32 protein-coding genes are annotated in these 25,618 nt (G+C 38.1%); 16 read left to right on the forward strand and 16 right to left on the reverse strand.

The window, feature by feature from the left end; translation table 11 throughout:
* Positions 1 to 18 precede the first annotated feature (18 nt).
* From CIL03_RS07735 to CIL03_RS07760, 6 genes are all read right to left on the reverse strand, one after another.
* Positions 19 to 543 (reverse strand): type 1 glutamine amidotransferase domain-containing protein, encoded by a 525-nt coding sequence (locus CIL03_RS07735; RefSeq protein ID WP_094885261.1) that lies wholly within the window; start codon positions 541 to 543, stop codon positions 19 to 21.
* A gap of 73 nt (positions 544 to 616) precedes the next feature.
* A complete protein-coding gene (locus tag CIL03_RS07740) occupies positions 617 to 1,027 on the reverse strand; it encodes a DUF3021 domain-containing protein (RefSeq protein ID WP_094885262.1) in 411 nt (136 codons plus the stop codon).
* 1 nt (position 1,028) lies between these two features.
* On the reverse strand, positions 1,029 to 1,478 hold the full coding sequence (locus CIL03_RS07745) for a LytTR family DNA-binding domain-containing protein (RefSeq protein ID WP_094885263.1): 450 nt from the start codon (positions 1,476 to 1,478) through the stop codon (positions 1,029 to 1,031).
* A 32-nt stretch (positions 1,479 to 1,510) separates the two neighbouring features.
* Positions 1,511 to 2,257, reverse strand: a complete 747-nt coding sequence (locus tag CIL03_RS07750; protein ID WP_094885264.1) for an ABC transporter permease — start codon at positions 2,255 to 2,257, stop codon at positions 1,511 to 1,513.
* A 21-nt stretch (positions 2,258 to 2,278) separates the two neighbouring features.
* A complete protein-coding gene (locus CIL03_RS07755; protein WP_094885265.1) occupies positions 2,279 to 3,178 on the reverse strand; it encodes an ABC transporter ATP-binding protein in 900 nt (299 codons plus the stop codon).
* Between the two features lie 174 nt (positions 3,179 to 3,352).
* Positions 3,353 to 3,601, reverse strand: a complete 249-nt coding sequence (locus CIL03_RS07760) for a DNA alkylation repair protein (RefSeq protein WP_094885266.1) — start codon at positions 3,599 to 3,601, stop codon at positions 3,353 to 3,355.
* Between the two features lie 194 nt (positions 3,602 to 3,795).
* Between CIL03_RS07760 and CIL03_RS07765 the strand changes: the two genes are divergently transcribed.
* Positions 3,796 to 5,286: a BCCT family transporter gene (locus CIL03_RS07765; RefSeq protein WP_094885267.1), complete on the forward strand. Its 1,491-nt coding sequence runs from the start codon at positions 3,796 to 3,798 to the stop codon at positions 5,284 to 5,286.
* Positions 5,287 to 5,327: 41 nt separating this feature from the next.
* Here the strand turns inward: CIL03_RS07765 and CIL03_RS07770 are convergent, their stop codons facing one another.
* The 3 genes from CIL03_RS07770 to CIL03_RS07780 form a co-directional block, all read right to left on the reverse strand.
* Complete coding sequence (locus tag CIL03_RS07770; protein WP_094885268.1) at positions 5,328 to 5,771, reverse strand: YueI family protein; 444 nt, start codon at positions 5,769 to 5,771, stop codon at positions 5,328 to 5,330.
* A gap of 154 nt (positions 5,772 to 5,925) precedes the next feature.
* The gene (locus CIL03_RS07775; RefSeq protein ID WP_094885269.1) at positions 5,926 to 6,099 is read right to left on the reverse strand and encodes a YfhD family protein; all 174 of its coding nucleotides are present in this window, start codon (positions 6,097 to 6,099) and stop codon (positions 5,926 to 5,928) included.
* Between the two features lie 76 nt (positions 6,100 to 6,175).
* Positions 6,176 to 6,973, reverse strand: coding sequence for a TIGR00266 family protein (locus CIL03_RS07780; RefSeq protein WP_094885270.1), 798 nt, complete (start codon positions 6,971 to 6,973; stop codon positions 6,176 to 6,178).
* A 134-nt stretch (positions 6,974 to 7,107) separates the two neighbouring features.
* Between CIL03_RS07780 and CIL03_RS07785 the strand changes: the two genes are divergently transcribed.
* Together CIL03_RS07785 and CIL03_RS19805 are read left to right on the forward strand one after the other, a co-directional pair.
* Entirely contained in the window at positions 7,108 to 9,060 is a 1,953-nt protein-coding gene (locus tag CIL03_RS07785) for an aconitate hydratase (protein WP_094885271.1), read from the forward strand.
* Positions 9,061 to 9,078: 18 nt separating this feature from the next.
* Positions 9,079 to 9,255: a hypothetical protein gene (locus tag CIL03_RS19805; protein ID WP_165767915.1), complete on the forward strand. Its 177-nt coding sequence runs from the start codon at positions 9,079 to 9,081 to the stop codon at positions 9,253 to 9,255.
* A gap of 215 nt (positions 9,256 to 9,470) precedes the next feature.
* Here CIL03_RS19805 and CIL03_RS07790 read toward each other — a convergent pair whose 3' ends face one another.
* Positions 9,471 to 10,088, reverse strand: coding sequence for a spore coat protein (locus tag CIL03_RS07790; protein WP_094885272.1), 618 nt, complete (start codon positions 10,086 to 10,088; stop codon positions 9,471 to 9,473).
* A gap of 185 nt (positions 10,089 to 10,273) precedes the next feature.
* Between CIL03_RS07790 and CIL03_RS07795 the strand changes: the two genes are divergently transcribed.
* From CIL03_RS07795 to CIL03_RS07810, 4 genes are all read left to right on the forward strand, one after another.
* Positions 10,274 to 10,543: a hypothetical protein gene (locus tag CIL03_RS07795; RefSeq protein ID WP_094885273.1), complete on the forward strand. Its 270-nt coding sequence runs from the start codon at positions 10,274 to 10,276 to the stop codon at positions 10,541 to 10,543.
* Between the two features lie 2 nt (positions 10,544 to 10,545).
* On the forward strand, positions 10,546 to 11,898 hold the full coding sequence (locus CIL03_RS07800) for a tripartite tricarboxylate transporter permease (protein WP_094885274.1): 1,353 nt from the start codon (positions 10,546 to 10,548) through the stop codon (positions 11,896 to 11,898).
* A 138-nt stretch (positions 11,899 to 12,036) separates the two neighbouring features.
* Positions 12,037 to 13,341 carry an alpha/beta hydrolase family protein gene (locus tag CIL03_RS07805; RefSeq protein ID WP_094885275.1) on the forward strand — a complete coding sequence of 435 codons (1,305 nt, stop codon included), beginning with the start codon at positions 12,037 to 12,039 and terminating at the stop codon, positions 13,339 to 13,341.
* 104 nt (positions 13,342 to 13,445) lie between these two features.
* Entirely contained in the window at positions 13,446 to 14,393 is a 948-nt protein-coding gene (locus CIL03_RS07810; protein ID WP_094885276.1) for an MBL fold metallo-hydrolase, read from the forward strand.
* Between the two features lie 46 nt (positions 14,394 to 14,439).
* On the opposite strand, the gene CIL03_RS07815 is transcribed toward CIL03_RS07810, so the two are convergent.
* Positions 14,440 to 14,835: a VOC family protein gene (locus CIL03_RS07815; RefSeq protein WP_094885277.1), complete on the reverse strand. Its 396-nt coding sequence runs from the start codon at positions 14,833 to 14,835 to the stop codon at positions 14,440 to 14,442.
* Between the two features lie 133 nt (positions 14,836 to 14,968).
* Here CIL03_RS07815 and nagZ point away from each other — a divergent pair, with 133 nt between their 5' ends.
* Positions 14,969 to 16,651, forward strand: a complete 1,683-nt coding sequence (nagZ, locus tag CIL03_RS07820; protein ID WP_094885278.1) for a beta-N-acetylhexosaminidase — start codon at positions 14,969 to 14,971, stop codon at positions 16,649 to 16,651.
* 41 nt (positions 16,652 to 16,692) lie between these two features.
* Here the strand turns inward: nagZ and CIL03_RS07825 are convergent, their stop codons facing one another.
* Positions 16,693 to 17,085 (reverse strand): hypothetical protein, encoded by a 393-nt coding sequence (locus tag CIL03_RS07825; RefSeq protein ID WP_094885279.1) that lies wholly within the window; start codon positions 17,083 to 17,085, stop codon positions 16,693 to 16,695.
* A 72-nt stretch (positions 17,086 to 17,157) separates the two neighbouring features.
* Positions 17,158 to 17,928, reverse strand: coding sequence for an exodeoxyribonuclease III (locus tag CIL03_RS07830; protein WP_094885280.1), 771 nt, complete (start codon positions 17,926 to 17,928; stop codon positions 17,158 to 17,160).
* Between the two features lie 308 nt (positions 17,929 to 18,236).
* Here CIL03_RS07830 and CIL03_RS07835 point away from each other — a divergent pair, with 308 nt between their 5' ends.
* Genes CIL03_RS07835 through CIL03_RS07860 form a run of 6 tightly spaced genes read left to right on the forward strand, consistent with a single transcriptional unit; the run spans position 18,237 to position 23,412 of the window.
* A complete protein-coding gene (locus CIL03_RS07835; protein WP_094885281.1) occupies positions 18,237 to 18,626 on the forward strand; it encodes a GntR family transcriptional regulator in 390 nt (129 codons plus the stop codon).
* Entirely contained in the window at positions 18,623 to 19,312 is a 690-nt protein-coding gene (locus CIL03_RS07840; RefSeq protein WP_094885282.1) for an ABC transporter ATP-binding protein, read from the forward strand. The genes CIL03_RS07835 and CIL03_RS07840 overlap by 4 nt, the downstream gene beginning before the upstream one ends.
* Complete coding sequence (locus CIL03_RS07845; RefSeq protein ID WP_094885283.1) at positions 19,309 to 20,139, forward strand: hypothetical protein; 831 nt, start codon at positions 19,309 to 19,311, stop codon at positions 20,137 to 20,139. The genes CIL03_RS07840 and CIL03_RS07845 overlap by 4 nt, the downstream gene beginning before the upstream one ends.
* Before the next feature lie 15 nt (positions 20,140 to 20,154).
* The gene (locus CIL03_RS07850) at positions 20,155 to 21,372 is read left to right on the forward strand and encodes a hypothetical protein (protein ID WP_094885284.1); all 1,218 of its coding nucleotides are present in this window, start codon (positions 20,155 to 20,157) and stop codon (positions 21,370 to 21,372) included.
* A gap of 16 nt (positions 21,373 to 21,388) precedes the next feature.
* Positions 21,389 to 22,081, forward strand: a complete 693-nt coding sequence (locus CIL03_RS07855; protein WP_094885285.1) for an ABC transporter ATP-binding protein — start codon at positions 21,389 to 21,391, stop codon at positions 22,079 to 22,081.
* Positions 22,078 to 23,412 carry an ABC transporter permease gene (locus CIL03_RS07860; protein ID WP_094885286.1) on the forward strand — a complete coding sequence of 445 codons (1,335 nt, stop codon included), beginning with the start codon at positions 22,078 to 22,080 and terminating at the stop codon, positions 23,410 to 23,412. Before CIL03_RS07855 ends, CIL03_RS07860 begins: the two co-directional genes overlap by 4 nt.
* Before the next feature lie 5 nt (positions 23,413 to 23,417).
* On the opposite strand, the gene CIL03_RS07865 is transcribed toward CIL03_RS07860, so the two are convergent.
* Together CIL03_RS07865 and CIL03_RS07870 are read right to left on the reverse strand one after the other, a co-directional pair.
* Positions 23,418 to 23,966, reverse strand: coding sequence for a nucleotidyltransferase family protein (locus CIL03_RS07865; protein WP_094885287.1), 549 nt, complete (start codon positions 23,964 to 23,966; stop codon positions 23,418 to 23,420).
* 27 nt (positions 23,967 to 23,993) lie between these two features.
* A complete protein-coding gene (locus CIL03_RS07870) occupies positions 23,994 to 24,329 on the reverse strand; it encodes a thioredoxin family protein (protein ID WP_094885288.1) in 336 nt (111 codons plus the stop codon).
* A 130-nt stretch (positions 24,330 to 24,459) separates the two neighbouring features.
* Between CIL03_RS07870 and CIL03_RS07875 the strand changes: the two genes are divergently transcribed.
* Positions 24,460 to 24,642, forward strand: coding sequence for a hypothetical protein (locus CIL03_RS07875; protein WP_094885289.1), 183 nt, complete (start codon positions 24,460 to 24,462; stop codon positions 24,640 to 24,642).
* Positions 24,643 to 24,654: 12 nt separating this feature from the next.
* Here the strand turns inward: CIL03_RS07875 and CIL03_RS07880 are convergent, their stop codons facing one another.
* Entirely contained in the window at positions 24,655 to 24,840 is a 186-nt protein-coding gene (locus CIL03_RS07880; RefSeq protein WP_094885290.1) for a hypothetical protein, read from the reverse strand.
* Positions 24,841 to 24,944: 104 nt separating this feature from the next.
* On the opposite strand from CIL03_RS07880, the gene CIL03_RS07885 reads away from it, so the two are divergent.
* Positions 24,945 to 25,568: a CotY/CotZ family spore coat protein gene (locus CIL03_RS07885; protein ID WP_094885291.1), complete on the forward strand. Its 624-nt coding sequence runs from the start codon at positions 24,945 to 24,947 to the stop codon at positions 25,566 to 25,568.
* Positions 25,569 to 25,618: the final 50 nt, after the last annotated feature.

Raw genomic sequence — 25,618 nt, forward strand, 5'->3', positions numbered from 1 at the left:
ACTGGCGGGAGTGGGGTATTATTGTACAGCCAATTTATCCGCCAATGCTTTTACATATGGCGGCAGGTCAGGTGGCCGGCGGCTTGATACGAGGTGACCGTCAACTACTACAGCTTCGTCGCTCCATGTTGCACCAGCATTAGCCATGTCATCTTTAATTCCAGGTGTACTTGTCACTTTTTTCCCTTTTAAAATATCTGCTGAAATAAGCACCCAGCCAGCATGACAGATTTGTCCGATCGGTTTTTTTGCATCATTCATTTTTTTGATGAATTCCAGCACTTCGGGATAGCGCCTCAATTTATCCGGAGCCCAGCCGCCAGGAACAAGGATGGCGTCATAATCATCCGCACTAATATCAGTAAATGCATATGCCGATTCTGCGGGAACTCCATATTTTCCGATATACTTTTTATTTGCTTCTTTACCAACTAAATCTACCTGTGCTCCTTCTTCCTGCAAACGTAAAACAGGATACCAAAGCTCAAGGTCTTCGAAGTCGTTTTCCACAAGTGCAATAACCTTTTTATTTTCCAAACGCATGAAATCCCTCCTTAACCTAGTAGATCAAGTGTAACAGAGCTCAAGTTCAATTTCGATTTTGATGCTGCCAGCTTTATTCCTTATTCTGTAAATGGGCATTTAATGAAGCTTCCACTTTTTTATAATACAGATAATATCCAGTCCAATTCAACATGTACATAATTATGAATATTAAGGTACTAATAATAATGGATACAATTGTAAATGGTATCCAGCCCACACTTAATGCAATAATATACCAGACTGTAAGGGATAGAAATAAATGAATGATTGTCTTTTGCAGCATATTGCTGCCATCGCTTCCAAAGATAAGGGAAGATATGCCAAAGTAGATGCCTATTAAAAAACTTGCGCCCATGTGCATCCATATTTCTGAAACAGTTGATTCAAACTCACTGAATTTCATAATAGTAAGGGCAATAAATGTAAATATACCACCGAAGGCTATTCCAATCATGCTGCGTTTAAGTATTTCTACAATCATATTATTGCCCTCCCTTAATCAGTTTTTCTTTTATTGGTCCCACATATTTTCTCGAAATATATTCTCTATTTCCAGAGTGAAAATAAACACAGAGGTTTCCGTTAAATGATAATTCAAATCGTGCAATACGATTAAGATTACCGATAACAGATTTCGAAAACCGCATGAATTCATGAGGAATCAAAATATCTTCTACTTCATAAAGCTTCATCTTTATTTCAAATTGTCGATCTTTCACAGTTGCAAATATTTTTCTATGTTCAGCAAAAATAAAATCAATCTCTTCAGGAGCGAGAAGAACTGTTTGATCAGATTCAACACCAAAAAGCCGAGGCTGTTTTCTTTTTTTTATTACTTTGACAATCTCTTCCAGCTCCTCAGACCATTCCTTTGCCTTTATGGTTATGGAGTCCTCCTCATAATTCTCATCAATATCAATGTTTACTTTCATGTACAAACCCCCTGGACAGAACCCAAACTCTTTTAATGTACGGCACGCTTCAGGAAAAATGGATATCGAAGAATTGCTATAACAAACCCGGCAATACCAATTCCAAATAATATAAGAAGTGTTTGCATTAGTTCAGTGAATACGATATTACCTGCCATGGCATCCTGAAAAGCCTGATGTGCCCAATATTGTGGAAGAAAACGACTAATCGCTTGCATGAAATCAGGCATCATTTCCAGTGGTACCCATAGCCCGCTTAGCATTGCACCACCCAAAGCAACAATTTGTGTAATGGCGATACCCATATTTTCTGTTCTTACAATAACTGCTAATGCCAATCCGACTCCCGTAACTGTAAACGTTAAAAATATGGAAAGAATCAGCAGAATGATAGGTTGACCTAGTGGAACGTCGTAGACAAGCCTTCCAAATAAAAATAATACAATAACCTGAATTATAACAATACACATAAATGGAATCCATTTGCCAAGCAGATAAAAGTAAGGGGAGATAGGTGTGCTTGCAACTCTCGTCGTCATCCCCTTATCTCTGTCTTTAATAAATGCGGAAACCATTGATATCATAATAAAAAATACAAACATGACAACATACCCCGGAACAATAGAGAGGATGACTTGCTGCCTTGTTGCATCATCCGTATTTGCAGTGAACATGGCTATGAATAATACCGTAAAGATAATCGGTAAAATCAGCATCCAAAAAAGTAATCCTCTGTCCTGAACATGTTTCTTTAATTCCATTACCATTATAGCATTCATTTTTATTCCTCCTGATAAAAATTATTCCCGAAGACTGCTGCCGGTCAATGTAAAGAATACATCCTCCAGCCGTGGGTGGACGAGTTCAAGACGATCGATATCAATCTTGTTTTGACGGCAATATTTAATGATGTTTTCCATGGCGTTTAGAGGTTCTTGTGTTGATAGCAGATATCCGTCATTTTTATTAATAAATGATCCATATTGTTCAAGCACTTCGGAATTGATATGACTTCCTCTTATGAAAATTGATGGTATTGCAAATTTCTGAAGCAGTTCCGATACAGAACCTTTTTCTATAATTTCTCCTTTGTCAATGAATGCAACATGATCACAAAGTCTTTCAACCTCCTCCATATAGTGACTGGCGTAAATGATGGTGCAGCCTTTACTTTTTAGTCCTTCTATCATTTGGAAAATGTACCTTCGTGACTGTGGATCAATTCCTACCGTAGGTTCATCCATAATGATGAGTTTTGGATCATGCATAAGTGCACATCCAATATTTAATCGGCGCTTCATTCCGCCGGAAAAAGTCGATATTTTATCTTTACTTCGTTCGCTCAGTCCCACAAGCTGCAACACTTCCTGTGCCCGCTGCCGCAATACCTTCCCCTTTATCCCATACAGTCTTCCAAAGAAATATAAATTCCCTGCTGCTGAGATGTCTTCTTCCAAACAAATATCCTGTGGAATATAACCGATTTGCTCCTTTAATCCTCGATTAAGAACATTCTCATCAATGAGGGCCTCTCCTTTATAGTCATGAATAATGGAGGCAAGAATTTTTATTAATGTAGATTTACCAGCACCATTTGGACCAACAAGACCATAACAGCTTCCTTTAGGAATAAATAAAGATACTTCATGTAATGCTTGGATTTCTCCGTAATGTTTTTTTACATTATTTATCTTTAGCAATGGATTACACCTTCCTTTCCAATTTCCTCTATTATGGCAAAGGATTATTCTGAAAAGTGTATTAGTTGTATAACATACAAAAATGGATGTTTAAAAGCACTAAAAGTATGTATATAAATACATCAAAACAAAAACATCACCCAGCTAGTTGAGTGATGTTATTGTTCTGATGCATTAATTTTGATGGTATTCGGCAAACTTAATGAAAGACTGTTCATTTTCAACAAGTCCGCAAACTCCACACTGAATTTTATATAAGGGGCCATTATAAGAAACATGATAAGTTTCCAGATTTGCATCAGCGTAGTCTTCCATTATTTCACCTGTTTCACTATCTAATTTGACCGGTTTTGCTATCTGTTCGATAATGTTAAAACGTGAACGGTTTGTCTTACAGTTGGGACAACGATAGGGCTGATTCATTGCAAACACCTCCAACAATTATTATCCCTGTTATTTGGTTACTTATTATTATTTGTTTAAAATTGTTGAAATATGGGTAAAAACTTTGCTAGTGTTATAAATAGTTTTTCAAAAAAATAAGTACATAAGCAAGACATAAAATACATTATTAAAAACTTGTGATTCAGCAAAAAAATACTTAGGAGGGTGAATATATGAAAAGTGTTACGAGAGTATTTTGGTACTCCCTTATTATATGTCTGGCTGTAGTGATCTGGGGTTCGATCGCACCTGAGCAGCTGGAGGCATTTACAGCAAATATAACATCACTTATATCTGTCAATTTTGGCTGGTATTATTTACTGATTGTTGTACTCATGCTGGCATTTTGTGTTTATTTAATATTTTCCCGATATGGCAGAGTAAAATTAGGAAAGGAAAATGATAAGCCCGAATTTAGCTTGCTTTCATGGTTTGCCATGCTGTTCAGTGCGGGAATGGGGATGGGGCTTGTATTCTGGACCACCGCTGAACCGATTTCGCATGCTTTTCTGGACTCCCCGGTTGCTGAACCTGGAACGGATGCTGCCATCAGAGACAGTCTGAAATATTCTTTTTTTCATTGGGGTGTACATGCATGGGCAGTTTATGGAATCGTTGCATTAGTATTAGCATATTTCAAATTTCACCGCGATACTCCAGGGTTAATCAGTGCTACACTTGTCCCGTTGTTTGGTGAAAAAAGCATGGGTGGAATACCTGGGAAATTGATTGACACGCTGGCGGTTTTTGCTACGGTCATAGGGGTAGCTGCAACACTTGGATTTGGCTCTGCTCAAATCAATGGCGGCATATCCTTTTTATCTGGAATACCGGAAACTTTTATAAACCAATTAATCATTTTAGTAGTTGCCACTGTCTTATTTATTGGATCGGCCTGGTCTGGTATTGGCAGAGGAATAAAATATTTGAGTAATATTAATATGGGACTTGCATTTATATTACTGCTGCTGTTATTCATTGTTGGTCCAACCCTTTATATATTAAATATGTTTACAACAACACTCGGCAGTTATGTTTCCGACTTTTTTGATATGAGTTTGCGATTAGCGCCACTTAACGAAGATAACAGAAGCTGGATTAACGGCTGGACAATATTCTATTGGGCCTGGTGGGTATCATGGGCACCATTTGTAGGTATTTTCATTGCACGTATTTCAAAAGGGCGTACAGTGAAGGAGTTTATGCTTGGAGTATTATTTGTACCGGCAATTGTTTGTTTTATCTTTTTTGCAGTCTTTGGGGTGTCAGCATTGAACCTGGAGCAAAATGGCATCGCAAAAATTTCTGAGTTTTCTTTGGAGACTTCAACCTTCGGAGTTCTTGCTGAATATCCACTGGGAACATTAATGTCAATTATAACCATATTTGTGGTTGCCATTTTCTTCATCACATCAGCCGATTCGGCAACATTTGTATTGGGAATGCTCAGCACGAACGGAGAGATTAATCCGGCGAATACAGTAAAAATAACATGGGGAATTGTGCAATCGGCTGTTGCTGCCATTATCGTCTATTTTGGTGGAACACAGGGTCTGCAAAATATGCTCATCATAGCAGCATTGCCGTTCTCGGTCGTCATACTGCTAATGGGGGCATCCTTTTTCAAGATTGCAAGACAGGAGTACGGCCCAAGGAAGAAATAAATAAAAATGGACGAGTACAGATCCTGTATTCGTCCATTTACTTAACTGAGCCAGTTTTTTAATTTAGATAGAAGTGACTCCGATTTTTCCGGCTCTTTCTCATACTCTTCTGTTTCTTGCTCCTTCATAAAAATTTCTTCTTTATCTATCGCATGATCATAGGTTAATACAGCCCCAATATCTGTCTCATTTTCGTTATCTGTAATGGTTGTATAGGCAATATTGTATTTTTTTGCCAGAGCCTTTTCTTCTTTTAAAAATTTATATGCAACTTGACCATTGATCAAAAGCTCGGCACCTTTATTTTTCTTCATTGCTTCTTCCAGCGCATTAAGCCCCTTATCAGACATTACCTGTCCCTTTGTTAAAGCAAGCACAATTCGCTCCCTCAGTGTTCCCAGAAATTGTTCCCGTTCTGCTTCCTTAGGCCTTCTTGTACCATAAATTCCTTCAGTCAAATAATCATCGACGCTTTTTTTGCTCATAAAAATTCCTCGCTTTTATCTTGGTATTATGGATAATTGTACAAATTTGTTTAATGGGAAGCAAATGATGAGGTTGTATTAAATGTGAAAGATATCCGTCCGAAACCAAAAACATCAGAAGCGATTCATCGCAATGAATCGCTTCTGATAAAAACTATTTCCCGCGTTTAGCCCGTTTATCTGCTGCGCGGCTTCTTGCCTGAGCCTGTTTATCATTATGGTCGGCAAATTCCTCTGCAAATTCTACATCAATGCCATCGGTTAGCTGATTCTTAGGGGTTTGTGAAAGAAAGTTATTTTTTGACTTTCTGTGTTCATCTCTTCCCATGTCATCCCACCTCATTTAAAGTAGATTGCAGAATTAGTATGTGTATAAATGAGCCGTTTACTATTTGAAAAAAATGCTATTTCCGGTCGCCGCCTAAAATATCAAATAATCCGCCGGCGATGCTTCCTTCTCCTTTGGACCCGCCTCTTTCTGGAGCTGCTGCGAATACTCTGCTTGCAAGTCGGCTGAATGGAAGAGATTGAATCCAAACAGTTCCAGGGCCTCTTAAAGTAGCGAAAAATAAACCTTCTCCTCCGAATAGGGCCGTTTTGACTCCACCAACAAATTCAATGTTATAGTCGATTCCTCCAGTCATTGCTACAAGGCACCCTGTATCGACTCGTAATGTTTCACCAGGTTCAAGCACTCTTTTATGAATCGTTCCACCGGCATGCACAAAAGCCATTCCATCTCCTTCAAGCTTTTGCATGATGAAGCCCTCTCCGCCAAAGAAGCCTGTTCCAATTTTACGCTGGAACTCAATTCCAACAGAGACGCCCTTTGCTGCTGCAAGAAATGCATCTTTTTGACAGATTAATTTTCCATTAATTTCACTTAGATCCATTGGAATGATTTTTCCTGGATAGGGAGATGCAAAGGAAACATGCTTTTTTCCTGCGCCTTCATTGGTAAATGTTGTCATGAACAGACTTTCCCCGGTAATCACACGCTTTCCGGCTCCAAGAAGTTTCCCCATAATTCCACTTCCTTGTTTTTCAGAACCGTCACCAAAGATGGTTTCCATTTGAATCTGATCATCCATCATCATTAAGCTGCCAGCCTCTGCAATTACTGTTTCCTGCGGGTCAAGTTCAACTTCCACAAATTGCATGTCATCCCCATAAAGTTTGTAGTCAATTTCGTGATTATTCATTTCTCCAGCTCCCTTAGTTTTATACTCCTTATTTGTACGTTAGTACCTATGAATTAGATTCGCTTCTTTTCTTAATTTCCCTTCAAATAATTATCACTTTTATTCATATACTAAGAAATAAGGAGGTAATTTTTATGCCATTAAATATAACGCAAAAATTAATAAAAGATCACTTGGTTTCGGGAAAGATGGAACCGGGAATTGAAATTGGACTTAAAATTGATCAGACACTGACACAGGATGCTACAGGTACATTGGTAATGCTGGAGCTAGAGGCAATGGAACTGGAGAGGGCAAAAACGGAAGCATCCGCCCAGTATGTGGACCATAATCTGATTCAGGTAGATAGTAAAAACCCGGATGATCATTTATTTTTACATAGTGCCACAAGAAGATTTGGCCTATATCATAGCCGTCCTGGCAATGGTGTCAGTCATCCCGTTCATATGCAGCGTTTGGCGAAGCCTGGAAAAACATTGCTCGGGTCAGACAGTCACACTTGCGCAAATGGCTGTATGGGGATGCTGGCGATGGGAGCAGGGGGGATTGATGTTGCCTTAGCTATTGCTGGAGAGCCATTTTATGTGAAAATGCCGGAAGTATGGGGGATCAAGTTAACTGGTGAACTGCCTGACTGGGTCAGTGCAAAGGATATGATTTTGGAACTCCTTCGCAAACATGATGTGAAGGGCGGGGTTGGGCGTGTAATAGAATATTATGGTCCTGGTTTAAAACATTTAAGTGCAATGGACCGGCATGTTATTGCAAACATGGGTGCAGAGCTTGGAGCAACAGGAACTGTTTTTCCTTCCGATAAAGAAATCAAGCGTTTTTTAAAAGAGCAAGGGAGAGAAGACGATTGGATTGAATTAGTTGCAGATAAGGGAGCAACTTATGATATTGATGAAGAATTGAATCTGTCCGAGGTGGAACCAATGATCGCAAAACCCTCAAGCCCTGGAAATGTAGTTCCGGTTGCTGAGGTAGCAGGAACACCAATCTATCAATCCTATATTGGATCATCGGCAAACCCCGGATTCCGTGATTTTGCTGTAGCGGCAGAAATTGTTAAAGATCGTCATATTGCAGATGGTGTCTCATTTGATATTAATCCTACATCCAGACAGATGCTTACGGATTTGGTAAAAGAGAGTCATATTGCTAGCATGCTTCAGGCTGGTGGACGGATGCACCAGGCTGGTTGTAATGGATGTATAGGAATGGGCCAGGCACCTGCATCGGGAAGAAATAGTTTGCGAACCACCCCAAGAAATTTCCCAGGAAGGTCAGGAACAAAAGAGGATAGTGTTTATTTATGTGGTCCGGAAACTGCTGCTGTATCTGCATTAACTGGTGTTATTACGGATCCAAGGACAATGGATATAGATTATCCAAAAGTAAAAGACCCGAAAAATCCAACGGTGGATGAAAATTTACTCGACAAGCCATTGCCATATGAAGAAGCTAAAAATGTAACCTTGCATAAGGGGCCTAATATCGCTTCTATTCCAAAGATGGACGAAATGCCGGATCAAATTGAAATCCCTGTATTATTAAAAATGAGTGATAATATTTCAACGGATGAAATTCTTGCTGGTGGCGCAAGAGTACTTCCATTCCGGAGTAATCTTCCGGAAATCAGCAAATTTACTTTTGAAATTATTGATGACACTTACTATAAACGGGGTAAGGAAACTGTTGAAAAGGGTGGTCATGCGATAATTGGCGGATTTAACTATGGTCAGGGATCGAGCCGTGAGCATGCTGCTTTAGCACCTAGGTATTTGGGGCTAAGGGTTGCTTTGGTGAAGGATTTTGCACGAATTCACTGGCAGAACCTGGTTAACTTTGGTGTGCTTCCTCTAACCTTTGTCAATGAGGAAGACTATGACTTGCTTATGCAGGGAGATATCCTTGAGGCAACGGATTTAAGAGCAAAGGTTAGTGGCGGAAATGAGTTCACTATCAGTGTAAAAGGAAAAAATCATCAAATAAAAGTCAGGCACACATTATCGGAACGTCAAACGGAAATCATGTTAAAAGGCGGAATAATCAACTGGGTAAAAGACCGAAAGATTAAATCATAATTAGAAGGAGGCTATCAAATGACAAGCAGAGAAAATACATGTAAAGCCTGTGAGGGAACTGGAATGCTCGCAGATGATGAGGGGTGGCAATATAAATGCAGTGTTTGTAATGGTGACGGGATTTATGCCAGCGTGGATGCTGAAAGACCAGCAAGAGTAATGTCTGTGGATGAAAATAATCGATTGCTGGATTAGATAAGGGTGTCCCGCTGATTAGCATAACGGTTTTCTTTTAAGATGTTAATAATGCAGCAGCAGATTGGGAAATTTTAATCTCGATCTGCTGTTTTGGATTTGCCTTATAAGTTGTATTATTAAAATATCAGAAGCCTGATAAATCAGGTTTATCCAGGCTTCTGAAGTGTTGCAATATTTATTTATGTTGCTGAGATAATGTAAACTCGATTTTTTTAATGTGGCATTGTACCACCCTGAACTGGAGCAAAGCTGTTCATATATATTTGCATATCCTCCTGTTTTAGCTGAGGTACCTGATAATATTGGTGTTTGTTTTGGTATAGAAATATCTCATATGCCATTTCAATCAGGTTTGGAATGCTATCTGCAAACACTCTTCTTAAAACAGGGTTCGTTGCCTCAAGTGAAGTCATGGTAAAAGATGACGCACAGGATTTCAGATTTGCCATCATGAAGCTGGAAATACATTGATCATTCAATTCATTCACAGACTGGGCAGGAGTTTTAGGCTGTGATGGCTGCATTCCATATGTGACATTATTATCTGATGCCATATTGTAGGTTTGAGTTTTAACTTGTGGTTCCTGACCAGTTTTTAAAGTTTCTACAATCGTATTGTAAAGCTGAGTTAAATATGTCTTATGCTGCTGCATCATTGTCTTTAACTCTGGATCCTGAATATGCTGTTCGTATAAAAGTCCTTGCTCCATACCTCCGATTAACCCTGAAATTGCTTCATGTGAATCAAAAAGTTCATGACCGCCATGACTTTGCTGTGCTGGCATCTGGGTTGAATTCTGCATATTTAGATTTTGCTGCTGATTTTGCAATGATATTACCTCCATTAAATTTAGTCTTTACTATTCTGAGCAGAAATAAATAAGTTATGCGTCTGTTATATACAACTGGCAGGAGCAGTAAAAATTGAATGTTACTCTATCCATATCTTCTATTTTATAAAGAAGAAAAAAAGCTGTATAATATATTTTTATAAACAATTTAAAGGAGTAGTATCATGTCTAAGCAAACACCAGCTAATAAAGATCACACAGAAAATGATGGCGATAATATTGAGGTCTGGGAAGATATTGTAAGTCCTAAAGATCTGCTGATAAGTATTGCAATTTGTACCATAACTACATTGGGAGGCTACCTCATCGCCCCAAATGATCCATCGAAAGAACTCATGTTTGGATTAATAGGTGTAGTTATAGGTTTCTTAATTTGCAGTTTGATTATCAAGCCAAAACGAACAATTAGTTATATAGATGATGAGGAGAAGTAAGAATGGATATAACATTAATTTTAGAAATGATTGCAGCATCCATGTTTGGTGCAGTATTATACACAATAATCGGTATCGCACCAGGAACAGATGAAACAGCTGTTTTGGCACCTGTTACGCTGGTGTTGGTTCTGACTGGTATGGAACCAATTGTCATATTAGCTTTTTTTATCTCAGCAATTGTAGCCAAAAAGTTAACGGATTCCATACCTGTAGCAATAGCAGGCATACCAGGTGGAGTAATGTCTGCTCCAATGGTTGAGCATGCCATGGTACTGAAAAAATATGGCTTGCCTGATGTGAGTATTCGAAAAATGGCATCTGGATCTGTCATTGGAACAATTATCTCAGTGCCGTTAAGCTTAATGTTAGCAAATTTGTTAATCCCAGTAGGTGGCATTATAGCTGAATATTCCAATCAAATATTTTTTGGTGGAGCAGTATTTTTAGCACTAATGACGAAAAACCGCTGGCTTGCTTTACTGTCCATTATCCCTTTTGCATTGCTTATACAAGGGTTAAGACATTTATACTGGGGCATTGATGCTGTGCCAGAAGACTTCACTGTTTTTACGTCATTTTTCCTTGGGATAACTTTAGGGCCAATTATTTTGCGTTTGTTCGAATTGATGAATAAAGAAATTCGCAATAGCCTGCCACGCCAGAAATCAAATAATATTGCATTAAGACGGCAAAAAAAATTAAAGGGATTTCCCAATCCGTTTAAGCTATTAGATAAAAAGGAAGTTGGTTCATCTGCTGCAGGTTCCGTTTTAGGAGTTGGGACGTTTTTCATGAGCCCTGTTGGAATGACAATTTTCCTGGGAGAAGTACTTACGAGCCGTATAAAGGATCCGATTAAAAAGGCATCCCGAGCAATTTCAAGCATGGACGGGGTTACAAACTCTGCTTATATTGCGGGGACGTTAATTCCTTTAATCGCAATCGGACTTCCATTATCACCAACAGCGATTGGACCAGGAATAGCTTTATTTGAGGCTCCGCCGGTCTTCACAGAGGATCATAATTTGCACCATATTTTATCAATGAGTGATTTCGTTGTTGCAACAGTTATTGGTGCAGTTATAGCAATAAGTCTGACATTTTTTGTAACTATAAAATATTCCCAGCAGATCTGCACATTTGTATTTAAATACATACCGCATGAAGCCTTGCTTGGTGTGTTTTTTGGGCTTGTTATTATGCTTGCATACAGAGATGCTGGCCTTATAAATATTGGCGGAGTGCTTCTTGTAGGATTAGTTGCCGGGGTTCTTCACCGCTGGGGTGTCAACTATGGTGTGCAGTTTATGGTACTATATTCTGCTCCATGGATTGTTATGCAATTGCTGTAGTCGGAGATGCATTAGAGAATACGTGATATGAAAAGCATTTGCACTTCTCGTGTAGTGCTTTTTTTATTGAATCTTTTTTAAACTGGAAACGTATCATAACTAAGGTTATAGAGTGCAGCGAAAGGAATGGTCATATTTATGAAAAAAGGCCTGGTTTGGATTTTTATTGTGCTTATTTTGTTAATTGGCTGTAAGGATAATAATGAAGAATTTTCGAAAGGGGAGAGCGAGGATATGGAAACAGTTGACGGCTCCTGGTCAGGAGCAATTGAAATCCCAAATCAGCCGTTGAATATAACTGTGGAATTTGAAAAAGATGATCAATTGACAGGAACGATTAGTATTCCTGTGCAAGGAGTACAGAATTACCCACTTTCTAATATAAAAGTAGAGGAAAATAAGCTTTCATTTACGATGGAAATTCAAAATCAGTTCATTATGTTTGATGGAACTATAGATGAAGGGATAATTGCGGGTACATTTACGCAGAATGGACAAACCTTTCCCTTTGAGCTGACGAGAGGAGAAGTCAAACCAATAGCTGAAGAAGATGGAGATTTCCTTGAAGTTGAGACAAAGAGTGGAACACTTTATGGTGAATTGAAAACGCCAGATAGTGATGGGACCTTTCCTATAATGATTATTATTCCAGGTTCCGGTCCAACAGATCGGGATGGCAATTCCCCTGGTGTTCAAAATGACAGCTTAAAGCTTTTAGCTGAAGGGTTGGAAGAACATGGAATAGCCAGCCTTCGCTATGACAAGCGTGGTGCAGGCAGAAATCAGGGAGCTGTCATTCTAGAGGAAGAAATGGATTTTGACCAATTTGTTGATGATGCTATTTCCTGGATCCAGTTTTTAGAAAAGGAAAAGGACTATTCAACAATTGGAATCATCGGTCATAGTCAGGGTTCCTTAGTAGGAATGCTGGCTGCTCAAGAAACGAATGTTGAGGCTTTTGTTTCGCTGGCAGGAGCGGGAAGTCCGATTGATGAAGTTTTAGCAGATCAGCTTAGTGAGCAGTTATCGGATGAATTACTAAAGGAAAGCGAGGAAATATTACAGCAGCTGAAACAGGGAAATACAGCAGATAATGTCAGTCAGGAACTGCAAAGTGTATTTCGTCCATCAGTCCAGCCTTTCCTGTCATCTTGGATGCATTATAGTCCAACAGAAGAAATAAAGAAATTAGAAATACCAGCATTAATCGTTAATGGGAAAAATGATTTGCAGGTCCCGGTCAGTGAAGCGGAAAAGCTGCACGAAGCAAAAGGTGATTCAGAGTTAGTAGTGATTGAGAAGATGAATCATGTTTTAAAAGCAGCTCCAGAAGACCGGGGAGGGAACCTGCAGACATACGGAAATCCAGACCTGCCGCTAGCTAAGGGACTGATTAAAGAAATTACAGGATTTCTGGCGGAAAGTGACTTTATAAATAGATAGCATTTTTACTGCATGTAAAGAAGGAAAGTTTACCTGCTAAATAGAAGTTGTTATTATGTATATATGCTATCATGGAAGGAAGAAATGGGAGGGGAGACATTATCATGCATGAGAAAAATCCAATCAAACTAGACAACAGAATCCATTTAATTGATGGCTTCGATTTGGATGTACCTGAGCGTACTGGTACATATGTTATTGACGAAGATGAACTGACTCTTGTGGAAACTGGTCCGAGCCCGTCTATTAAATACATTAAAAAGGGTTTAGGGTCATTGGGGTTCACTCTCACTCAGGTAAAGTATATTATTGTTACACATATTCATCTTGATCATGCAGGTGGTGCCGGTCTTTTACTGAAAGAATGCCCCAATGCCAAAGTAGTGGTTCATGAACGTGGAGCAAGACATCTGGTTAACCCTAAAAAACTGGCAGCAGGAGCGAGGGCTGTCTATGGGGAAAGCTTTTCAGAACTGTTTGACCCGATTGTTCCTGTTCCAGAAGAGGGACTGCTGATAAAAGGGGAAGGGGATAAATTGAAGATTGGAGCGAATTGTACACTTCAATTTTTAGATACCCCGGGACACGCAAAGCATCATTTCAGTATATATGATCCAATCAGTAATGGAATGTTTACTGGAGATACGGTGGGAATTCGTTATGAACAGCTAATTCGTGATGGTGTCGACTTGTTTCTTCCTACAACTTCTCCTAATCATTTTGATCCTGATGCAATGCAGACTTCCATTGACCGTATGCTCGAAATGAAACTGGACAAGATTTATTATGGTCATTTTGGAATGACAGAACATACAGAGGAGGCACTTCGTGAGGTCTCTGAATGGCTGGATGTTTTTATTGAAGAAGGAGAGCAGGTAATTGCCGAAGAGAAAGGGTATGATGAGCTTGCGAGCCGATTGTTGGCAAGAGTAAGACAGCGCCTTCGGGAACTTGGGATCAATGATGATCATGAAGTATATATTTTAATTAATCTGGACATGCAGGTAAGCTCTCTCGGCATTATAGATTATTTTAAGAAGATAAAGCAATAGTAAAAGGCACTGGTATTTTAGTTGATAAAGTACTGGTGCCTTTTTATTATTTCGTATAATTAAGCTCCCAGGAAATACCATTGCGATCTTTGACAATCGCGTGTTTTGCACCCCAGAAGGTATCTTGTAATTCCATTTGAATTTCCCCATCTTCAGCCAATTTATTATAGACATGGGTAATTTCCTCTTCACTGTCAAGCTCCGGCCCAAGCAGAATATTGTTGCCGTTTACGAACTTACTGTCCAACGTATCTGCGAAAAAAATAGTACACTGATCGCTAATATGCAATTCAGCATGAATGTATTTTCCTTCCTGCCCTTTAAACATCTCGATGCCATCCGCTAGTTGCGTATTTTTAATATCTCCACCAAACACCTTCTGATAATAATCCAGTTCTTCTTTGCAGTTTTCAATACGAATGTGAGGAATGAGCTTTTTCACTATGATTAACCTCCTTTTGTTTGTTTACTATTTTACATTAGATAAATACCAAAAGAAAATAATGGGTAAACTGAAACAAATATAGGGTATGAGCGTCAAATTTGTAAAGGATCGTATTAATGGGTGTGTTAAAATGATAAAGAAAATAGGATATGCTGTTATATTTATCGTTCTTATTTTTATTGGAATCCAACTTCTGACTGACAAACCTGAAAAGTCCCCTGATTTGAATCAGCCCTCTGATTCAATAGAAAGCGGTTCTGAATCTGAAGAAGGTCAAACAGACGAAGCAGAAATATTGCTGAATGAAGTCTATGTGCTGGCAGAACAAGGGAAAATACCAAATGCAGCAATTATTGCAGGAGAGACGGAAATAGAAGAGGTTACGAAACAATGGGGAAAACCTGAAGTAACATCGAAGTCTGAGAATGGTATTTACACGGAATATCCTAAGCACAATATTAACTTTGGCTATCAGGGAAATCTTATATTTGATGTAAGATCGTTTGATTCCAGGTTACATGGCATTCACTTTCAGGATATTAAACAATTTAAAGGAGAGCCTGATGATATCCGATATTATAGTGATGATGCGCATGATCAAGTAATACTTGTGTATCAGCTTACAACAGAATATCAGTTAAAATGGATCCTGCCAAATCCTTCTGAAAAGGAATCAAATCCACCGGTTCATCATATATCAGTAGTTGCACAAGTGGATGATGATAAATCTGAGACTGATGAGATCATTCAAAAGATGAGTTTGGATGAAAAGATTGGACAAATGATTTTTGGTGGAGTTTCCGGAATCGAAGTAACTAAGGAAACAAAGAAATTAATAGCAGGTTATAACATTGGTGGGTTTATCTTATATGAGAATAATATGGAAAGCCCAGAATCAACGATTGACCTGCTAAACCAAATCAAACAAACGAATAAACAAAATTCACTGCCAGTATTGCTTGGTGTTGATCAGGAGGGTGGGAGAGTTTCCAAACTTCCAGGAGACCTCGTTTCACTTCCTGCAAGTGGAGAAGTTGGGAGGAAAAATGACAAACAGTATTCTTATGAAATCGGAACAGTCTTAGGCAAACAGTTACAAGCATTTGGTTTTAATCTTAATTTTGCCCCAGTAATGGATGTGAACAGCAACCCGGATAACCCGGTAATTGGAGATCGTTCATTTGGGGAAAATCCAGAAATTGTGAGCAATTTCGGAATCGAAACAATGAAAGGGATTCAATCACAAAATATAATATCCGTTATAAAGCATTTTCCTGGGCATGGTGATACAAAAGTTGACTCCCATTTACAGCTGCCAACCGTTAATAAGAGTTTGAAGGAATTGCAGGAGCTTGAACTGATTCCTTTTGAACATGTGATTGAAAATGGAGCTGATGTTGTAATGACTGCGCATATCCTTATGCCGGAGATTGATCCTGAATTTCCAGCTTCCATGTCTGAGAAAATTATAACGGGAATCTTGCGGAAGGATCTGGATTTTAATGGAGTGGTGATAACGGATGATATGACAATGAAAGCAATCACAAATAATTTTGATATTGGAAGTGCTTCCGTCCAATCTGTAAAAGCTGGCAGTGATATTATTTTAGTAGCACATCACTATAAAAACATTGTGTCCGTAATTGATGCAATTAAAGCAGCTGTGAAAAATGGAGAAATAACTGAAGAAAGAATTGACGAAAGTGTTAGCCGGATCATAGAACTGAAAAAGAAATATGAACTGGATAACGAAAAAGTAAAGGGCATTGACATAAAGAAACTTAATCAAACCATAAAAAATGTGCTTAATTAAAGAAACCGTCATCCATTATAGGGTGACGGTTTCTTTAGCTATTACTTTTCATCTTCTGTTTTTAAAAACGTTAAAATCAGAAAGAATGCAAAGCTTAACAATAAAATGGTTCCACCAACAATAAAAAATACAGTTGTAAGTGTTTCACCCAGATCAAAAGGACGCAGGTAATACAGCCACATTCCGCTTGTTAAGCCAATTGCGCCGATAATTGCGGTCCAGACATGTAACGACGCAAGAATTTTATTTGATGGTGTGAAGATTTTATAGTAAACAGCCCAAGCGAATAGTGACAGCCAGCCAACAACTAATATATGAGCATGAACTGTTCGGAATTCGTATCCGCCGGCACCTGCCATGTGCGAACCTAAAAAGGCACCGATAAGTGCGAAAACCGCTGAAAAACGCAGTAGTATTTTGCTGTAATTATTCAAAATTATTCTCTCCTTTTATCATTCTATAAGCCTAGTATAAATTATCTTTATGAATGGAAGATGAACAGCTGATTACACAGGCTGATCTGGCCTATCGATTTCCAGCATAATTGGACAATGATCACTTCCCATTACCTGTGAATGAACCTGAGAATTCTGCAGATAATCTTTTAATCTACTGGATACGATGAAATAATCAATTCTCCATCCAACATTTCTTTCACGTATTGTTTTCATATAAGACCACCACGAGTAGATTCCTTCAGTATCGGGATGAAAATGCCGAAGCGTATCAATAAATCCTGATTCTAACAGCCGTGTCATTTTCCCTCTTTCCTCTGTAGTGAATCCAGAATTTCCGTGATTGGTTTTATGATTTTTTAGATCGATTTCCTGATGCGCAACATTTAGATCGCCGCAATAGATGATTGGCTTTTGGTCATCCAGTTCTTTTAAATAACTGTATAGCTCGTCTTCCCATTCAAGCCGGTATTCCAATCTTGTTAGATCCCTTTTGGAATTAGGTGTGTAAACATTAACTAAATAAAATTTTTCAAATTCCAATGTTATGATTCGGCCTTCCTCTTGTGTGTCGACCTCACCTAACCCGTATTTAACACTTAATGGTTTTTTCTTTGTGAAAACTGCTGTGCCTGAATATCCTTTTCTGAGCGCATAATTCCAATATTGATGATAGCCTTCCAGCTCCAAATTTATTTGGCCTTCCTGTAATTTCGTTTCCTGAAGACAGAAGATATCTGCATCCACTTCATGGAAATAATTCAGAAATCCTTTTCTTACACATGCACGTATTCCATTTACATTCCAAGATACTAATTTCATCCTTACAATATTCCCCTTTTGCACCTATTTGTATGTTCATTTTAGCATAAATCCTGTTTGCATTTTCCTTTTTGCTGCTGATAACGAGGATAATATAGAAAATTGTCATAAAATATTTCCCGGGAAATTAAATTGTAGATACTGGTTGATTTTTGTCGATTAATATTTAGTGTTGACTTTTAAAGTGTATTAATCATATAATACATACCAGGGTGTATTAATCGATTAATACATATTTTTTGCTTACAGTGTATCAAGGTGTTAATACACTGTAAGATGTTCATCTGTGAAAAATAGGAGCTGTGCTTATGAATGTGAATTTTAATAACAGGGATCCCGTATATGTACAGGTTGTCCGTCATTTCAAAGAGCAAATTGCTACAGGGATGCTGGAACCAGGACAGGAAATCCCGTCACGCAGGGAGTTGGCGAATAAATTGAAGATCAATCCGAATACTGCACAACGAGCGTACAAAGAGATGGAGGAGGCGGGCTTGATTCATACGGAAAGGAATTTACCAAGTAAAATCACAAGGAATGAAAAGACATTGGGAGCAGTACGTGAGGAGCTGATTGCTGGGGCAGTTGATTCCTTTGTTGCAGCAATACGTCCAATAAATGTATCGCTTGATGAGATTGTAGGTTTGATACAGGACAAATACGAGATGGAAAGCAAGGAAGAGGGGGGCTATGAATGATAGAAGTAAAAAACATTTCAAAGAAATACGGACGAAAGAAAGTGTTGAATGGAGTTTCCTTTACAGCAAATAAAGGAGAAATCACCAGTCTGATCGGGATCAATGGTGTTGGGAAGACAACCATATTAAACGCTATTATGGCACTCACTCCTGTAAATAGTGGTGAAATATTGATAAACAATGAAAAAATAAATAAAGCAAGCTATGAAAAAATCACCTTCATTCCTGATGCCATAACGATGCTGCCACAAATGACAATTGCTGAAGCAATGCAATTCATGCAGGATTTTTATGAGAGCTGGAATCAGGAGAGAGCAACGGAATTGCTGGGGTTTTTTAAACTAAAGGGAAGTGACAAAATTTCCAGCCTGTCAAAAGGAAATACGGCAAAAGTAAATCTCTTGCTTGGCCTTGCATTGGATGTGGATTTTTTATTAATGGATGAACCATTTTCAGGGATTGATATTTTCAGCAGGGAACAAATTGCAGAGGTATTTACATCCCACCTAATTGAGGATCGCGGGGTTATTATTACAACACATGAAATCAACGATATCGAGCATTTAATTGATAAGGTTATATTGCTGGATGAGGGTACTGTCATAAAAGAATTCAATACAGAAGAGGTTCGTGAAAATGAAGGGAAGTCTGTAATTGATGTAATGAGGGAGGTTTATCGTACATGACTCGATTTCTGAAGTTAGTTAATTTTGAGCTGGGACGTTTTATGAAAATTTATCTTGCTTTAATTGGAATAACCATTATATCGCAGATTGCCGGTGTAATTATCAAATCGAACAGCTATATTTCAAGGGCAAATGAGGCAATTTATGAAGATTTAGTTCCGAAAGAGGAGTTTTTTGCAACAGAAGGATTAATGAGTGTGCTTCAAGTCACAAGAAGTTTGTGGTTTATGGGGCCAATTGCATTATGTATTGCAGCATTGATATTTTATATTTTCTTTATTTGGTACCGTGACTGGTTTGGAAAAAATACATTTATTTACCGTCTGCTGATGCTGCCGACAGCACGGATACAAATATTCCTTTCTAAGGGTGTGTCGATTCTGCTAATGGTTTTCGGCTTTGTAGCAATTCAGCTGATGTTATTACCGATTGAAAGCGTGATTTTAAAATGGATTGTGCCACTGGATTATCGTATTGATATGACTGCTGGAGAGATCATTCAGAACTCCTATTTACAAACCCTGATCCCAAGTACATTTATCGAATTTGTACTTTATTACGGGGCGGGAATCATGGCAGTATTTATAATTTTTACCGCGATCCTATTTGAAAGAAGCTTTCGTTTAAAAGGGGTTTTATTAGGTGCCATTTTTGTTGGGATGACAGTTTTAGTCTTTTTCTCACCTATTCTGATCATGGAAATTATGCAGACGTATTATCTATATCCAATTGAAATATTTATTCTTGAAATTATCTTAGGATTGATGCTTATCAGCGTTTCCATCTGGACAAGCCATTTCCTATTAAAGAAAAAAATAGCGGTTTAAGGGGAGGGACAGAAAGTGATGCGATACTGGAAAATAATTTCGATTACAATCATTAGTATTCTTGCTATCGGGGCATTTTATATTCAATCAGCATTAGCGGAAAATAATTTTCCTGATTTCACTTTTACAATTAAAAGCGGTGATGAAGAAGCGGTGGAAAATCTAATGCTACAGGGTTCTTATTATGGTGAAGGGGAGAAAGGTCAGAATGTAACGATTCAAACGACTGGAACGGCTTATTCAAATAACAATTCCCTTCTAGATTTAATCAATCCTTATTACATCAATCCGAAAATAAAAAGGCTGCAAAAGGAATACCGCGGTTTTATGCGCGGAAAGGAAAATAATATTGCTCCGTTTTATGAAGATGAAAAACTATTGGTATATGCCGATGTCGATTGGGGATCGATGATCAATGATCAAGACTTCACATTTGACATTGAAGTTTTAGAAAAGGAGTCAGGTGAAACTGAAGCATTTGAACTTGAAGTACCGGAAAAAAATAAATATGACTATATTTACGTGGAAAATGTGCAAATGGCGGATGAAGAATTAAAAGTTATAACCCGTCAAAGCGTAAAACGGAAAAATCAAAATGAATTCCACGTGTATCGTTTTGATGTTTCTGCACAAAAGCTGATTAGTGATGATCTAATTGCTTCGTATCAAGAGGAAAATGATACTGGCTGGTCTTACACTGACTTGATATCCAGCAGCAACACATCCGGAGAAGAAAATAAATATATTGCTTTTGTAAAAACGATATTGGAAGACGTGCAAGGCGAGGGTGGGGAAATTTATTCAGAAGAGGTAGCAAAAGAATTAGTTACCTACAACCTTGAAACAAAGCAAATGAAAAGTACTGAACTTCCTGATGAAATAAATGGAGAAAGTCATAATGCTGTTTTGATTGGTAAGATGGTTTATTTTGGGCAGGATTCTGAAGCTGGCGGTGAGCTCATTGCTTATAATATAGATAGCGAAGAAATTGATTCCAACCAAACCATCGATCTTTTATCAAAAGAACAAGAAGATTTTGGATTGCTGATGAAAATCCATGAGGGGAAAATGTATGTAGCAAATTTATTTAGCGACAGAGACACTAATGGAGGAATTGCGGTAATTGAGTTAGATACAGGGGAAATAGTTTATGAAGGTTTTATTAATGTGGAAAATCTAAAGACTGCACCACCTGGCTATGAATTATTCTTGAATGAGATAATGGTACAGTAAAAATGGGGGAAAAGTTTTGATTCATGTAAAAAAGTTAAACCATCATTTTATTTTAGGAAAGAAGGGTCAGAAAGCGACCTTACCTGTTCTAAAAGATATATCATTTGAAGTAGATAAAGGAGAAATTGTTACAGTTGTTGGAAAGAGCGGCTCTGGTAAATCAACACTTCTGAATCTTATCAGTGGCTTCATTCGTCCAACAGATGGGGAAATTTGGATAGATAATAAGAAAGTAACCGACTTTACGGAAGCGGAGTTTGCTGATTACAGGTTGAACCATGTAGGCGTTATTTTTCAAAACTTCCAGCTGATCCCAAGTATGACCGCATTTCAAAATATTGAGCTGGCACTAACATTAAAAGGAATAAACAAAAATGAAAGAAATCAAATAACAATGGAAATGCTCAAAAAGGTTGGTATAGCTGAATTTCAGGATCACTATCCTGGGGAATTATCCGGTGGACAGCAGCAACGTGTGAGTATTGCAAGAGCCTTAGTGCTAAAGCCACCAATTATCCTGGCTGATGAACCATCCGGAAGTCTAGATAGTGAGACGGAAGCAGACCTGCTGGAATTTATTCAGAAATTAAATAACGAAATGGGAATTACATTTCTCATTATTACCCATGATGAGGAAGTTGCTAAAATTGGGAATCGCACCATCACTATAAATGACGGTAGACTCGTTGAGGGTGGTGCAGTTCGATGAAATTAAAAGACCAATTTCAATTTGTCAGGCAAAATATTAAAAAGAATAAGATCAGAACATTTATGACAATACTGGCAACTGCAATGGGATGTGCGTTTCTTATAGTGCTGGCATCTGTTGGTTATGGACTTCAACAGTCTATAGTGAATGAAACGTTAGAGGATCAGGTAGTCACTAAAATTGATATACATGGATACGAAGAGGAAAATGGAAATTACCGCTCATTGACGATGGAAGATATTGAGTATTTAGAATCAGTAGAGGGAGTTAATGCTGTAACGAGAAGAATACAGCTGCGGCAGTTCCCTGTGTATTCTATCGACAACTTTCAAACAGAAGCACAAACAGTTGTAGCTCACTTTCCATCTGAGATTGAATCAGGACTTGAATTAAGTGACGGAAGATTACCACAAAGTCCGGATGAGATTGTGTTAGGCTATCACTTCTCCAATAGTCTGATGGAAGAATCTGCAGAAGAAGAACTATATGATGATCAAGGTGAATTGAAAGAGGAATATCGATACAAGGACGAATTGATTGGGAAGACGATCGATATGACTGTTAAGAAGCTTGAAGATAATGAAGAGGAAATTCAAACCACCCCGCTCAAAGTAGTGGGGATTTTGAAGGAACCTGCACGAGAATGGATGCAGGATCGAAATGTTTATATTTCTCAAGGTATTTTATCAGAAGTAGAAGCATTTACCGGTATGATAAGAGGAGCAGCTAGTGCAGAGGAAGAACTAGATAAATCCTATAAAGATTCATTTGATGTAGTGAACGTCTATGCAACTAGTCTGGAAGAGGTTAAAGCTATATCAGACAAGTTAGATAAAGCCAATTATGCTACTTATTCTGTTGTCAGTGAAATGGAGCAGATTAACATGCTCTTTACTATTGCAAAAGCAGGTTTAATTTTGGTAGGAACGATTGCTATTTTGATTGCTTCAATTGGAATTTATAATACCATGACAATGGCTGTAACAGAACGTGCACCTGATATAGGAATAATGAAAGCAATTGGAGCAAATCCAAAAACGATAAAACAGATTTTTCTGCTGGAAAGCAGCTATATAGGAATAATCGGTGCAATTATTGGCACCGCTGCAGCTTATTTAATTAGCTTTTTAGTTAACCTTGGACTTCCATTAATTATTGAAATGGTATTTAAAGAAGAGCTTCCGGATGGCTTACAGTTTTCAGCAATTCCAGGCACACTAATCCTCATTTCGGTTGGGATTTGTCTGATTGTTACTATTCTGTCGGGTATGCGTCCTGCTAAACGCGCTACGCAAATTGATGTTTTAAAGGCGATGAGACGGGAAATTTAATTTAATTACAGCATTGCAAAACGTTGCAGGTTATTTACTAAATAGCCAGGCAGAGGCTTTTGTAATGCTCTTTTTATTATAGCTGGATTTCGAATGCCATTTTCTTTCCAATAGACTTCAATCAACTCTGCTTTGTATTGTTTTCCCGGGATTAATGCATAAAGGATATACCAATCTTCAAGAGATGAAAGTGGGACAGAAATATCATCCAGATACATATAATTGGTTATGGAATCCTGATCGAAATCCATTGTATATAATCCTTTTTCATGATAGATTTGGAAGCCGCCCATTACATCGATAAAATTATTCCCATATTTATATTTGAAAAAATATTTGGTTGCAAATGGTTCTTTACTGATTGCCTTTTCCTTTTTGGCGACTTTATGGAAAATAGATTTAACTTCTTCAGCATCCTGTTCATCGATAAGAATATCAATGTCATTGACTGAATCGATTTTCTGATAATGAGAAAGCATTGCCGAGCCGCCTAATCCCCACAAGATATTACTTTTATTAAGTTCAATCGCAAGTTTTTTGATAGTAGTTTTCATTAATAACTCCTTAGAATTTTTGAGTGATTATCCGACCACATTTTCATAAATTTTATTAACTTTTTCATCAAATAGATCCATGTGGACAATTCGTGCTTCCCGTACATACTCTTTTCCTTCAACGAAGAGCAGGAGAACGGGTACTGTAAAAATGGAAAAGCGACTGGCAACATCCTGTACATCGTCTGCGTTAATATGACCAAGTTTTATTTCAGGGTATTTCATCATTAATTCCTGTACTTGAGGCAGCAAACTATGACAGACACTGCAGTCAGGTCGTGATATATAAAGAAACGAAAGCTTGTTTTCTTCAATGAAACGCTCTGTCATTTCCATATCCGTTAGCTCTTTAAATTCTCTCATGCTACAACCCTCCATATAGAGTCCTTTGTTACTTAATATAATATCATCAAATAACCTGCCAAGCACGAAGAAATGTTTATTGTCAATTGGTAGAGGATAAACATTTAAAAAGAAGACTGAGGTGAACAAAATGTCCAATAAAAATAATAAATCACCGAATAAAGAGAAACGTAAAGATATGAACGATTCCAAAGAACAAAAATTTGTGGATGATATACCGCTTGAGGATCTGAAAATAGAAATGAAAGATGAAAAGAAGAAAAGGAAAACGAAAGATGGTTCAGAGAGTGAAAGGAAGCATAAGAAAAATTAATAGAACTCTCCTTTAAACTTTCACAATGTAAAGTCCTGGCAGGAGGAAAGTGGAAAGCCGGTGATCAGCCAGCTTACCAGGAGTAATAATTATGGGTGTAATCTCAACAAGACTTGCATCGATTACTAACATGTTTATGTAGCGAAAGCCAGATTGAGCCGGCTTGTATCCTGAGCTGTTTGCACATTCTTCCAGCACAATGGACTGCCTGCTTATTTTTTGCGAAATAGACTACCATACAACCTATTGTACTTAAATAAGCATATAGTGGAAGTGATAAATACTACAAAAGGAGAGTTTTTATGGGTAAGTACTATAAAAGAAATTATGATAAACCAAGAACCGAAGAAAAAGCTGAACCCATAAGGGAATCAGCCGATGATTGTGTGACGGACACTGTTAGAAGAATTATTAAAGCACAAGACGAAGTAATAGAGGACTGCTGTGTATCCAGTTGTGAAAGTGCAATTAAACAATTGAGAAAACGAAAAAGTGATCTTGCCCCCCAGCATACAACCATTCCATTTATTCTTTATTGCAATTCCTCCTGCAGTCCATTTATAGGCAGTGGAGTATTTCAAGCACCTATGGGTAATTGTAAGCGAAACAACAATTTCTTCGGGAGTGTGGAGACCCCAATCTTCCGGGCGAAAAGTTTTGCTAAAGATAGTGACAATTGTGTCAAGTTAGAATTGCTGCTGCCGGTTACAGAACAATGTGAAGTATTAATGCCAGCATTGGATGGATGCAAATGTGGATCAATTTCCCAATTTTTCCCGACAGATGATCCGGTAACGGGTTTTCAGGCAACAGGTATTTGCATAACAGTCAATTTAAATCATTTTCTTGCAGTGACATGCCTTGACCCGATTACGCCAATCCCAGCTGACGCAGATCGCTCTTCTCATCATTCCCAAAGGGCTTAGTAAGGTCAAAGGGCTATAGCAATATAGCCCGCTTTTTAACTTAAAAAACG

The organism is Virgibacillus indicus, assembly GCF_002266285.1.
GTDB classification, from domain to species: domain Bacteria; phylum Bacillota; class Bacilli; order Bacillales; family Amphibacillaceae; genus Virgibacillus_K; species Virgibacillus_K indicus.